Origin of the sequence: Bacillus sp. FSL M8-0077, from assembly GCF_038050255.1 — a bacterium.
Classification (GTDB): domain Bacteria; phylum Bacillota; class Bacilli; order Bacillales; family Bacillaceae; genus Bacillus; species Bacillus altitudinis.
The window spans coordinates 3459630-3472138 of the sequence record NZ_JBBPAF010000001.1; the positions used below are offsets into that span (position 1 = coordinate 3459630).

At 42.8% G+C, this 12509-nt stretch carries 11 protein-coding genes; 7 read left to right on the forward strand and 4 right to left on the reverse strand.

Annotated elements, in window-relative coordinates; all coding sequences use genetic code 11:
- Positions 1-84 precede the first annotated feature (84 nt).
- The 5 genes from alsS (at position 85) to NST57_RS17930 (ending at position 4351) form a co-directional block, all read left to right on the forward strand.
- On the forward strand, positions 85-1785 hold the full coding sequence (gene alsS, locus NST57_RS17910) for an acetolactate synthase AlsS (RefSeq protein WP_142152918.1): 1701 nt from the start codon (positions 85-87) through the stop codon (positions 1783-1785).
- A gap of 44 nt (positions 1786-1829) precedes the next feature.
- The gene (budA, locus tag NST57_RS17915) at positions 1830-2591 is read left to right on the forward strand and encodes an acetolactate decarboxylase (RefSeq protein WP_445818829.1); all 762 of its coding nucleotides are present in this window, start codon (positions 1830-1832) and stop codon (positions 2589-2591) included.
- 152 nt (positions 2592-2743) lie between these two features.
- Positions 2744-3220, forward strand: coding sequence for an AsnC family transcriptional regulator (locus tag NST57_RS17920; RefSeq protein ID WP_142152922.1), 477 nt, complete (start codon positions 2744-2746; stop codon positions 3218-3220).
- Positions 3221-3257: 37 nt separating this feature from the next.
- Positions 3258-3818 (forward strand): chromate transporter, encoded by a 561-nt coding sequence (locus NST57_RS17925; protein WP_142156122.1) that lies wholly within the window; start codon positions 3258-3260, stop codon positions 3816-3818.
- Entirely contained in the window at positions 3818-4351 is a 534-nt protein-coding gene (locus NST57_RS17930; protein ID WP_255816788.1) for a chromate transporter, read from the forward strand. Before NST57_RS17925 ends, NST57_RS17930 begins: the two co-directional genes overlap by 1 nt.
- 38 nt (positions 4352-4389) lie before the next feature.
- Here the strand turns inward: NST57_RS17930 and NST57_RS17935 are convergent, their stop codons facing one another.
- Both NST57_RS17935 and NST57_RS17940 read right to left on the reverse strand, forming a co-directional pair.
- A complete protein-coding gene (locus tag NST57_RS17935) occupies positions 4390-5709 on the reverse strand; it encodes a UDP-glucose dehydrogenase family protein (RefSeq protein ID WP_341299001.1) in 1320 nt (439 codons plus the stop codon).
- A 114-nt stretch (positions 5710-5823) separates the two neighbouring features.
- Positions 5824-5967, reverse strand: coding sequence for a hypothetical protein (locus NST57_RS17940; RefSeq protein ID WP_003214884.1), 144 nt, complete (start codon positions 5965-5967; stop codon positions 5824-5826).
- Between the two features lie 186 nt (positions 5968-6153).
- Here NST57_RS17940 and NST57_RS17945 point away from each other — a divergent pair, with 186 nt between their 5' ends.
- Together NST57_RS17945 and NST57_RS17950 are read left to right on the forward strand one after the other, a co-directional pair.
- Entirely contained in the window at positions 6154-7761 is a 1608-nt protein-coding gene (locus tag NST57_RS17945; RefSeq protein ID WP_142152930.1) for an SWIM zinc finger family protein, read from the forward strand.
- Positions 7748-10525 carry a DEAD/DEAH box helicase gene (locus NST57_RS17950; RefSeq protein WP_341299002.1) on the forward strand — a complete coding sequence of 926 codons (2778 nt, stop codon included), beginning with the start codon at positions 7748-7750 and terminating at the stop codon, positions 10523-10525. Before NST57_RS17945 ends, NST57_RS17950 begins: the two co-directional genes overlap by 14 nt.
- A 72-nt stretch (positions 10526-10597) precedes the next feature.
- Here the strand turns inward: NST57_RS17950 and NST57_RS17955 are convergent, their stop codons facing one another.
- Together NST57_RS17955 and NST57_RS17960 are read right to left on the reverse strand one after the other, a co-directional pair.
- Positions 10598-11386 carry an STAS domain-containing protein gene (locus NST57_RS17955; protein ID WP_017360015.1) on the reverse strand — a complete coding sequence of 263 codons (789 nt, stop codon included), beginning with the start codon at positions 11384-11386 and terminating at the stop codon, positions 10598-10600.
- Between the two features lie 153 nt (positions 11387-11539).
- Positions 11540-12400 carry a Cof-type HAD-IIB family hydrolase gene (locus tag NST57_RS17960; protein ID WP_341299238.1) on the reverse strand — a complete coding sequence of 287 codons (861 nt, stop codon included), beginning with the start codon at positions 12398-12400 and terminating at the stop codon, positions 11540-11542.
- Positions 12401-12509 lie beyond the last annotated feature (109 nt).

Sequence of the window (12509 nt, forward strand, 5' to 3'; positions counted from 1 at the left end):
TTATTTTGTGAAATGTATAGTAAATCATATCATGAAAATATATTTTCATAAAAAATTTTACTTGCCGAAAGGAGTGCGGGGTATATGAATTCTCAAACACAACCCCTAACAAAACGAGGAGCAGAGTTGATTGTCGATACGCTCATTGCCCAAGGTGTGACCCATGTTTTTGCGATTCCAGGTGCAAAAATTGATGCAGTATTTGATGTATTAAAAGACAGAGGTCCAGAGCTTGTGCTATGCAGACACGAACAAAATGCGGCATTCATGGCAGCAGCTGTCGGTCGGTTAACTGGCAAACCAGGCGTTTGTCTCGTCACATCAGGTCCTGGCGCATCCAATTTAGCGACAGGTCTATTAACAGCCAATACAGAAGGTGACCCTGTTGTTGCAATCGCTGGAAACGTCATCCGTGCGGATCGGCTCAAACGAACACATCAATCACTCGACAATGCGGCATTATTCAAACCAGTGACAAAATATAGCGTTGAAGTACAAGACGTAAACAATATACCAGAAGCATTAACAAATGCTTTTCGCGCGGCACAAAGGGGGCAAGCTGGAGCAGCATTTATCAGCTTTCCACAAGATGTCGTGACCGAACACACCACACAAACACCAGTGTCTGCTCACCCTTCTCCAGAACTAGGTCCTGCACCGGATGATCTCATCAGTTCGGCCATCGCCAAAATTCAAAATGCGCACTTACCTGTTGCAATTGTGGGAATGAAAGCTAGCCGTCCAGCTGCGGCAAATGCGACAAGAACATTATTAAAAACACTTGGTATCCCATTTGTCGAAACGTACCAAGGAGCCGGCGTTCTCTCAAGAGAGCTTGAGCCTCAATATGTGGGCAGAATCGGCTTGTTTCGTAATCAGCCAGGGGACCTTCTCATTGAGCAAGCGGATGTGATTTTAACCATTGGCTTTGATCCAATCGAATACGATCCAAAGCATTGGAATTTGAAACCGCAGCAGCGCCAAATCATCCATGTTGATGACATGCAGGCAGATATTGACCATTTCTATGAACCGACGCTTGAGCTTGTGGGCAATATATCTGAAACGGTGCAACATCTAGCCCATGACAGCGTTCCACTTTCATTATGCAAAAAGAATGTAGATCTCGTCACAGAATTACAAGAGCTGTTAAGTGACATCGAAAAAGCACCAGAAAGAGAACGTCATTTATCACACCCGCTGGATGTCATTCATACGTTGAGACGTTTCATCCCAGATGACACGAAAGTGACATGTGATATCGGATCTCATGCCATTTGGATGTCTCGCCACTTCCGTGTTTATGAACCGAACACGTTCCTAGTGAGTAACGGAATGCAAACACTTGGCGTGGCATTACCATGGGCAATTGCAGCCTCCATCTTGAATCCAGATGAAAAAATCATTTCAGTCTCAGGTGATGGCGGTTTTCTCTTCTCCGCCATGGAATTAGAAACAGCCGTGCGCATGAAAACAAATCTCGTTCATCTCGTTTGGAACGACAGCACATACGATATGGTGGCATTCCAGCAGGAAATGAAGTATGACCGTACGTCTTGTGTTGAGTTCGGTCAGATCGACTTAGTGAAATATGCAGAAAGCTTTGGAGCAACTGGATTACGTGTCAACTCACCTGAAGAGCTTTCAACTGTCCTTCAAAAGGGTATAAACATAGAAGGACCCGTTATTATTGATATTCCGATAGACTATCAAGACAACCCAGACCTCGCCAGTCAAAAATGGCCAGAAGTCTTTCGTGAAAAACACACAACGAACGTCAGATAAGACTTCGATACATTACGTTAAAGGAGTGAGCGGATATGGGTATGATGCACCCAATGAATCAACAAAATAACACAATACCGCAGGACAAAAAGCAAGAGGTCTATCAAGTATCGACCATGACCTCCTTGCTGGAAGCCGTATACGATGGAGATTTCTCCCTATCACATATTCCCGAGCACGGTGATTTTGGCATTGGCACATTCAATCAATTAGATGGAGAACTGATCGGCTTTGATGGCGCTTTTTATCGACTGCGCTCTGATGGAACAGCCACGCCAGTAACCGATCAAGATTATTCACCATTCTGCTCTCTAGCATTCTTTGACACGGATATCGTTCACCGAATTGATGCACCAATGACGTCCAAAGAGTTAGAGGAAGAAATCGACCGAATCTTACCGAGCAAAAATGTCTTTTATGCGATCCGCATCGATGGGTCATTCAAAAAGGTTCAAACCCGTACGGTTGAAAAACAGGAAAAACCTTACGTTCCGATGGTGGAAGCAGTCAAGTCACAGCCTATTTTCGATTTTGAAAATATTCGCGGGACGATCGCAGGATTCCGAACACCGCAGTACGCACATGGCATTGCGGTGAGCGGATATCATCTCCACTTTATTGATGATGATCGCAGTGTCGGCGGACACGTATTTGATTACACTGTGGATCAAGTGACCATCCGAATTTCTCAAAAACGTCACATGAATTTACACCTTCCAAATACGCAGGAGTTCTTCCAAGCAGACATTGATCGTGCTGATCTTGCACAGCAAATTGCCAGTGCGGAAAGCAGCCCAGATCAATAAAACGAAAACACCCCGGTGATCCGGGGTGTTTTTTCATGCAAAAAGATGTTTTATATTCCTTTATTATTTCATTTCGTTATTCAATTAAAAATCAGACATTCTATTCGTAATGAAATATGATAGAATATCAACAAAAGAAAGGTGGTTATACGGTGGCACATGAATATCGCATTCCAAACTTAACATTAGATGAAAGAGATAAAGAAATTCTTTCCTTATTACACGAGGATGGGCGTATGTCCTATACAGATCTAGGGAAACAAGTCGGCCTTTCCCGTGTTGCTGTACAAGCCCGTATTCAGCAGCTCATTGAAGCAGGTGTCATTGAACGATTCACCGCTGTCATTAATCCAGCAAAAATCGGCATTCATGTCTCTGTCTTTTTTAACGTAGAGGTTGAGCCGAAATGTTTAGAAACAGTCGCCCTTCAGCTTGAGCAGGAAACAGCCGTCACAAGCCTTTATCATATGACAGGACCAAGCAAGCTGCATATGCATGGCATTTTTCAAAATGAACAGGAAATGGAGACGTTCCTGACAAAGAAGCTGTACCCGCTTGAAGGCGTCGTCAGTGTTGACTGTCAAATGCTCATTAAACGATACAAAAGCCGAATGGGCATGAAATTGTAGATAGGAGTTGAACCACTTGCAATCATATTTTGAACTCATGATCGCCATGGTGCGAACCGGTATTCTGGGATTTGGCGGAGGACCTTCTGTGATCCCGCTCATTCGTCATGAAGCGGTCGTCAAATACAAATGGATCAATGATGACGAATTTGGAGAAACACTCGCCATCGCCAACGCATTACCTGGACCGATTGCTACGAAAATGTCGGCATACCTCGGCTATCGATTAAAAGGTGTATCTGGCGCCATTGTTGCAACAGCTACACATATTTTACCGACATGTCTCGCTATGGTGGCACTTGTTACACTTGTCAGCGTCTTAAGCTCTTCAGTCATCATTCAAAATATGATCGGTGCTGTGACACCAGTGATTGCCGTTCTGTTAGGAATCATGGCATATGAATTTGGACAAAAAGCGTTGAAGGGCTTCGGCATGATCTTCGGAATCGCCCTATTCCTTTTGGCATTTGTCGGTCTTCAAGTTCTCTCGATTCATCCAGGAATCATTGTCATCATCTTTTTATGTTATGGCGCCTTTCATTTTAAACTGAAAGATCGCTGGACTCGAACAAATAAAGAGAAAGGAGTGTCTTCGTGATGCTGATTCTCTTTTTATTCTGGGCATTCTTCTTATCCAATCTGTTAGGGTATGGCGGAGGACCTGCCTCCATTCCGCTCAATTATGAAGAAATCGTCAATCATTTTCATTGGATGACGAACGAAGGGTTCTCCAATATGCTCGCATTAGCCAACGCACTTCCAGGTCCAATCGCTACGAAAATTGCGGCTTATGTAGGCTATGATGTTATGGGATGGCCAGGCTTTATCGTTGCACTACTTGCGACGGTACTGCCGTCTGCTATTGGATTGATTTTATTGCTAAAACTCATTGACCGTTTTCGCCAATCTCCTGTCGTCAAAGGCATGACCCTATCTGTGCAGCCTGTCATTGCCATGATGATGCTTTTATTAACATGGGAAATTGGCGGGGATGCCGTGAAAGCGATTGGCTGGACACAATCGCTCGCCATTGCCGCCATTTCATTTTTCTTTATGACCAAGTTCAAATTGCACCCTGCTTTTCTAATAGTGGCTGCATTTTTATATGGCGGATTCATTCTTCCTCATTAACGAAAAAAACCGATAATCTTAGTTATCGGTTTTTTCGTTTACATATAAATAGGAGAAACAGGCCTGCGCCCAATAGAATGATACTCGACCCCAGCTACTTCTGCCGCTTCAAGCGTATGACAATTCCGGCCATCAAAAATGATCGGCTGCCTCATGAAATCTTTATATGCTGAAAGTGGAAAGGACTGAATATCCGCCCACTCAGTTAATATACAGACAGCATCAGCATCCTTTATCGCCTCTTCAATCGTTTGAGCAAAAAAGACTTGATCAGGCAGTTCTTGAGCCGCATTGCGAGCGGCAGCAGGATCATAGGCTACAATTTCCGCTCCTAATTGATGGAGCTGATGAGCGATCGGGATTGACGGCGCCTCTCTCATATCATCTGTATTCGGCTTAAAGGAAAGGCCAAGAAGAGCCATTCTCTTCCCTTCCAAGTTTTCTCCCATTCGCTCCTTCACACTTCGAATAAAGCTTGCTTGCTGCTCATTGTTGACTTTGATGACAGCCTTCAATAGCTCAAAATCATGGGACACATGCCCTGCAATTTGGACAAGGGCATTTGTATCCTTCGGAAAACAGGAACCTCCGTAACCAATACCTGCCCTAAGAAACGAAGCACCAATCCGCTGATCGAGTCCCATCCCCTCTGCGACTCTCTCCACATCAGCTCCCGTTTTTCCACAAATTGAAGCAATTTCATTCATGAAGCTGATTTTTGTGGCAAGAAATGCATTTGATGCGTATTTGATCATCTCTGCGCTTTTCCGATCTGTTCTCACGAATGGAATGTGGAAATCCGCATACATAGACTCTAGCTGATCTAATCCGTTCTTTGTTTCGGCTCCAATCACCAGCCGATCCGCTCGCAGCGTATCTGAGATGGCAGACCCTTCTCGTAAAAATTCTGGATTAGATGCGATAGATAATGGCTCCTTACGACCTAATACGTAATGAATCAAATGATCAATTTGATCACCCGTTCCGACAGGCACTGTACTTTTCACGACAAGCACTGCGCCTGGCTTTGCTTGTAAACCCATCTCCTTTGCCGCTTGAAAGACATACTGCAAATCAGCTTGACCGTCTGCCTGCTGCGGCGTACCAACAGCAATCATTAACACGTCAGCCTGCGAATAGGCTGATGCTCCATTGATGTGAAAAGAAATGCGTCCTTGCTCAATATTCCGTTTGAGCAGTTCTTTTAATCCCGGCTCGTACATCGGAGGCTTCCCTTGCTTCAGCTGTATGATCTTTCGCCGATCAATATCAATACATGTCACATCATGTCCCGCCTCTGCTAAACACACCCCTGTGACAAGCCCTACATACCCACAGCCTGCAATCGCAACCTTCATGACACATCAGCTCCCCATACTCCTTATGCTTGTAATGTCATCGTATGCCGGGGGTTTTCGTTCCATTCATAAAAGCATACAAAAACCCCCTGCTGAGAGAGCAGGGGGCTACTTTTATGAAACAAGACCATTTCGAATATGAGCAATCAAATTTTCAAGCATTTCTTTTGTTGTGACATCATTTGAATTTTCCCCAATATCATGAGCGTACATCAAAATCTTTAAAAACTCTTCTTGATTTAAACCCTTATTATCCATGTCTGTATCCTTTCGATTCCACTAATTTCATTATTATATGCTGTATGGTTGGTTTATGCAATACTCTAATACATCATTCGACAGCTTTTGAAATTTATGACCATTTTCATGAAAAACTTTTTTATAAATCACCATTGAGCTATAATAAAAGAATTGGAATCTTTTACTTGGTTAGGAGCGGATCAAATGCTTCAGCACAACATCAACGAAGAAGAAATCGAACAAACAGCCGAACAGATCAAAGAACTTCTTCCTGCGACAGATGAAAACAAGCAACTCATCAAAAAAGCATTGATTACTTATAGACAGGACAGCGTATATCGGCTCAAGCAAGAGTCTGATACCGAATGGTCAGCTTATGTACATGATGTCGTGGCAGCAAGAGTCCACCTTCATGTGTTGTTTCCAGTGAGAAGCAGCTGTTCATGTCCAGCTGATGGACTATGTAAACACATCCTCGCTGTCTTCTTTTCGCTATACGCTCAAGTAGAGAGTGTGACCGCCTTTACAGAAAATTGGTCAGAGAAGGATGAATTACAGCGCAGCAAAGAACTCATTCGTCAGCACTTTCAAGTGAAGCGCCCAGATGAACAATCACTTCAGAGCTGGCTGAATTTTTTCCAGGAGGAATTTCACCTCTGGCTGAAACGGACACCGAAGCACCAGCAAACACCGCAGCATTTGTATTACGGCTATTTATCGATCCTAAAAAAACACGCACCCACTTCACCTGAATTCAAGAGTTTGTATGCGATTCATACGTCCATCGATGTGTGGTTAAGGCTCCATGAGCTAATCGACCTCGGCCGCCTTGATGCCGAAAAAGACTTTTATTCGATGAATCCATATGTAGAACAGCTCATGAACACCATTTTTGATTCAGTGGATCATTTGAGGACATACGCCCTTTCCTTTTCCCTCGATCCGTTTCTTGAAAACACACCAACTGCCGTTCGGACACTTCTTCAAATCAGCGGACCTTTCCAGCATGAACGAGTTGCGGTCTTTATGGAAATGTGGGGAACTATATTAAATAGAGGGAAATGGGTCAAAAAAGAAACAGAATTACTCAAGAGCGCCCAACAGCAGGAGCAAACGGTTGAGCGTACCATTGGGCTGATGCATATGGATTATTTGCTAAAAGAAGACGAAAGACTTTTCCAGCAATTAAAGTTGCTCAATGCACATATGCTGCCAAATGTGCTCAATTGGTTAAAAGATCTCACAAACCGCAAGGACTGGAAGCGTCTCAAACTTTGGTATCAAGAGATCACATATGTATTAGAAGAATATTGCCAGCTTGACCTATCTTATAGAGAACTGCGTGGAGCCGTCAGCGATTTCTTCTTTTATTTAGATGCGTACTTTAAACAGACGAAAGATCATTTCTTGTATGAACGCTATCTTCAAATCTGTATGCCTTATGCCTTTACTGAATATAGTCAGCTCTTATATGCACAAGAACGCTATGCAGAATGGATTGAAATACACAGCCTCGTTGGTTTCTCCATCAGTGAATTGGAGAAAGAACTGATCAAACAGATTGCAAAGGAAGAGCCTGAAGCACTCATTCCTTCGTACCATCGGGAAATCTCACTGCTTCTCGATCAAAAGAATCGAAGTGCTTACCGAGAATCTGTGAAAATGCTCAAAAAACTGCGTACGCTTTATCATAAAACGAAAAAAAACGCGATGTGGGAAAGGTATTTACAGCAGCTGCAAGATTCAACAAAACGGCTGCGTGCGTTCCAAGAGGAAATGAAGAAAGGAAAATTAATTGATGACACGCCATAAACAAATTGTCATTCATGCAGAACAAACCGAAGATTTCTCTTTCACCATTTCAGCGCAAGCAGAGGACGGACAGCCTGTACCGCTAAATGAAATGAAGAGGCAGCTTTTCCAATGGCACGAATCATCTTTTTACGGAACATTCTTAGAAGATGTGAGCTTTATTGGCACACCTGCCTTCCTGTTAAGTCCTTGGATGACCGTTGAATTGCTAGGGAAAAATTCATTCAATACTTTCAGCCATGTGACGTTAACGGATGAAACAGAGCCGCTTATGAAAACAGCCTCAACCATTTACGAATTCATCGAGGATGAAGATTTTGTCCCAGATTACGAGGCATGGACAGAAGGGATGCTTCGCTTTAAAGACAAAGAAGGCCTGTTAGATGGCTACACAGCTGATTGGTTCTCCTTTGCCGTACAGGATTACATTCAATATGATGATGCCCTGCAGCACAAATGGAACCGAATGACTGCACAATCGCCTGCTCTTTCATCCTTCCAAGGACATTTTTTAGATGAACAGGATTTCTTGGAGACGATTGGCTGGATTGATGATGAGACGCCTTTCACTGTCGGCTTGCGTTTAAATGAGCCTGATTTCGACGGAGATGATTGGAAGATTGAATTGTTTTTGCGTGATAAGAAAAACAGTGATCTTCATTTCTTTGAAGGCATCCGTTCTTTAAAAAAATCATGGCGCCCGTTTCAAGAAAAAATCACCAGAGAGCTGGAGCGGTTCGGTCAGATTGTCCCATGGCTCTCATTTACATCTGGTACGACCCTCATGTCAGAAGAAGAAGCGTGGCTCTTCCTATCTGAAGCAAGTGAAACACTTGTGAACATGGGTATTGAGATCCTGCTCCCATCATGGTGGCAGATCGTCAAAGAAAGCACAATGATGCTAAAAGCACGGATTTCCTCCACACCACGTGGCGAATCGCACGTTGGAATGGATGCCCTTATGGACTTTAATTGGCGTTTTGCCACAAACGGTATTGAGCTGACAGAAGATGAGTTCAACGAGCTTGTTCAAAGTAAAAGGCGCCTTGTCAACATTCGTGGACAATGGATTAAAATCGATCCGACATTTATCCAGCAAATGAAGAAATGGATGGAGCGCGCCGAGAATGAAGGACTTCATATGTCGGATATTTTGTCACGTGAACTCGCAGACCAAGAAGCCTCCTCTGAGTCGATTCCTGAGCTGCTAGACAGTTCGGCCTTTACCCATATTCAATTTGAACTTTCGTCTCAATTACGAGGGCTTGTTCATCAGTTAAATGATACACAAGAGCTGCCATCCTACGAGATGAGTGAGTCCTTTAAGGGCACACTGCGCCCGTATCAGCAGCATGGTGTCAACTGGCTTCTGTTCTTAAGGTCTCATGGATTCGGGGCTTGTTTAGCAGATGATATGGGACTTGGAAAAACGATTCAAATGATCGCTTATTTCACCTATTTGAAAGAACATCAACAAGACGCCGCTCCATCTCTCATCATTGCACCGACTTCCGTATTAGGGAACTGGCAAAGAGAGCTTGAAACATTCGCACCACATTTAAATGTCGCTCTGCATTACGGACCGTCACGTCCACAAGGTGAGCATTTTACAAAAGCATACGAGTCAACAGATATCGTCCTCACTTCGTATGGCCTCTCACATTCTGACCGTGATGAATTAACAGCAGCCAAGTGGAATACGATTTGCTTAGACGAAGCCCAGAATATTAAAAATGCCCATACGAAACAATCGAGAGCCATTAGGCAATTAAAAGGACAGCACCACATTGCCCTCAGCGGGACACCGATGGAGAACCGCTTGACAGAGCTTTGGTCTATTTTTGACTTCGTGAACAAAGGGTATCTCGGCAGCCTGACCAGTTTTCATAAAAAGTTCGTCCTTCCGATTGAAAAAGACCGTGAAGAAAAAAGAATCCAACAGCTGCAGCAGCTGATCAAGCCATTCTTATTAAGACGAACAAAACAAGATGAAGAAGTTGCACTCAATCTGCCAGAGAAACTAGAAGAAAAAGAATTCATCCCGCTATCTGCAGAGCAGGCATCTTTATATGAACAGCTGGTCAAAGATACATTCGAACATATGGCCTCATTAACAGGGATGCAGCGGAAAGCCATCATTTTAAGTATGCTTGGCAGACTCAAACAAATTTGCGATCACCCTGCTCTTTATTTAAAAGAAAGCGGGACAGACGTGAAATTGTTGAAACGTTCATTAAAAATGGATAAATTAGCAGAGCTTTTAAAAGCCATACACGAACAAGGAGAAAGCTGTCTCATTTTTACGCAGTATATTGAAATGGGCAACATGATCAAACAGCTGGCTGAAAAGATGTTTGGAGAACCAGTTCAATTTTTAAATGGGAGCTTATCAAAACATGAGCGGGACAAAATGGTGGAACGCTTCCAGAAAAAAGAGTTCAACATCTTAATTCTTTCTTTAAAAGCAGGAGGAACCGGACTAAACTTAACCGCCGCCAATCATGTCATTCACTACGATAGATGGTGGAATCCTGCTGTAGAAAACCAAGCAACAGACCGTGCTTACCGCATCGGACAAAAGCGGTTTGTTCACGTCCATAAGATGATCACAACCGGCACGATAGAGGAAAAAATTGATCAAATGCTCGAAACAAAACAAACGTTAAATGATCAAATTATCCAAAGTGAAAGCTGGATTACAGAGCTGTCAACGAACGAACTAGAAGATCTATTCACGTTAAGTGCGGCCGCTCAATCATCTTAATGACAGCAAAAAGAGGACTTTTCTCAAACTTGATGAAAAGTCCTCTTTATTTCATCTCATATAAAGGAATGCTTAAATTTGCAGCTTTTTCAATGCAGATTTCACATTCATATACGTATTCAACTCACGGAAGTCTTCTCTCATTTCTCCCATTTTCATCGCAAGATTTGGTTTAATACCTGTCACGATCAGTTCTGTGCCAGTCATTAAAATCAAATCGTTTAGCTTAAAGATTGCATCCGCCACAAATGAATCCACCTCTAATAAACCAGACAGATCCACAATGAAGTAATCGTCTTTGGATTGAGAGATATAAGTGGAGACTGTTGAGATGATTTTATCAAACCTTGGCGCTGTTAACGTACCAATAATCGGCAGGACAGAGATACCATCCTTCACCGGAACAATCGGGACAGAAATATTCAATACTTCATCAATGGATTGCTCAAGAAGTTCCTGCTGTTCCTTCTCTTTCGTAACATCCTTTTGCAGACCAACGAAATAAAGGCGTTTCCCTTCATTTTCATCAATCCATAGAGGTGCCACACTCAATTCGTTCCAAAACATTTGACCAGATTTTTTATAGTTTTTCAACTGAACAGTGACAGCCTCTTTGTTTTCAATGGCTGCCCTAATTTGTTTGAGAGCAATCTGTTCAGTTTCATCTCCTTGAAGGAAACGACAGTTCTTTCCTAATACTTCGGTTTCTTGATAGCCTGTCATATCTAAAAAGCCCTTGTTCACATATATTAAAGGATTATCAGGTAAAGACGGGTCCGTCACCGTCAGGCCAACCTGAGTATAGTCTAAGGCTTCCTTGATTAAATGCAGATTGTCGGACTTATAAGATTCCAGCGCCATTCGTTTACTCTCCTTCACTTCCTTACGAGCGGGTTATATTCATAATTAAATTATATGATGTTCCACAGCAGGTGTAAATAGACGTAGTTCTGAATTCCTCTTTTGTAGAATGCGCTTCACCCTATGTCATTTATACAAATACCTACAATTCGATTATTTCAAAAGATGTTGAATCATATGTGCCACACCATGTTCATCATTTGTTAACGTGACATGATCAGCTAATTCTTTTATATCCTTTCTCGCATTCCCCATTGCGATTCCAACCCCAGCTGCCCGAATCATCGATTCATCATTTAAACTGTCTCCTACAGCCGCTGTTTGGCTTAATGGAATACCGAGCTTTTCTGCCAGCCTGGTTAACGCCTGCCCTTTCGACGCATCCTTTGCACCAATTTCAAAGTTGTGATCAGCCGAACTAACCAATGTTAATTCAGAATCATGTCCAAACGTATCCCATCCGGCTTTCAATCTGTCTTGAAAAAATGAGAAACCTAAGATGTTATAAAATGAAAGCTGCTGATCCTCACGAAACAATTCTTGATATGTATCAATATAAGCAAAACCTGACTGGCTGTATTGAACTTCAGCCGCTTGCTCGAGAACACGCTGATCCGTTTCTGGATTTGCACTCTTTAAGCGGTCTATTTCTATCGCCAGAAGCTCTCTGCCGCGGTTTGGTGTGTAAATGGCTTCATTCGTAAACACTTCATAGTAATAATCACGCTCCTCAAGCCATGATAAGATGTGTTTTGCTTTTTCTTCTTCTAGAACAGCCGAATGATATACCTGACCTTTTGGATCATGAATCACAGCTCCATTTGCACTGATGACCCACGTATTCATCCCAAGCTGATCAAAAATAGATTTCACATCAAAATACGCTCTTCCTGTTGAAACGACAACCTCAATCCCGCTCGCTGCTGCTTCCTTTAACGCCTGCTCGTTTTCCTGACTCACTTTGTGCTCACTGTTCAATAAAGTTCCATCTAAATCCGTTGCGATTAATTGAATGTTTGTCATCGGTCTCTCCTTTTTTGCCTTCATTTTCAGTTGACCTTCCGTTTATCAAATCCATCATCATTATGAAATGAGTATTCACTATTTGCAAGGGATGATCGGC

Bases quoted from the DNA above. Each gene is read 5' to 3' on its own strand.
- NST57_RS17950 (WP_341299002.1), top strand. From the start codon at position 7,748: ATGACACGCCATAAACAAATTGTCATTCATGCAGAACAAACCGAAGAT.
- NST57_RS17935 (WP_341299001.1), bottom strand. From the start codon at position 5,709: ATGAAGGTTGCGATTGCAGGCTGTGGGTATGTAGGGCTTGTCACAGGG.
- NST57_RS17940 (WP_003214884.1), bottom strand. From the start codon at position 5,967: ATGGATAATAAGGGTTTAAATCAAGAAGAGTTTTTAAAGATTTTGATG.
- budA (WP_445818829.1), top strand. From the start codon at position 1,830: ATGCACCCAATGAATCAACAAAATAACACAATACCGCAGGACAAAAAG.
- NST57_RS17945 (WP_142152930.1), top strand. From the start codon at position 6,154: ATGCTTCAGCACAACATCAACGAAGAAGAAATCGAACAAACAGCCGAA.
- alsS (WP_142152918.1), top strand. From the start codon at position 85: ATGAATTCTCAAACACAACCCCTAACAAAACGAGGAGCAGAGTTGATT.
- NST57_RS17930 (WP_255816788.1), top strand. From the start codon at position 3,818: ATGCTGATTCTCTTTTTATTCTGGGCATTCTTCTTATCCAATCTGTTA.
- NST57_RS17955 (WP_017360015.1), bottom strand. From the start codon at position 11,386: ATGGCGCTGGAATCTTATAAGTCCGACAATCTGCATTTAATCAAGGAA.
- NST57_RS17925 (WP_142156122.1), top strand. From the start codon at position 3,258: ATGATCGCCATGGTGCGAACCGGTATTCTGGGATTTGGCGGAGGACCT.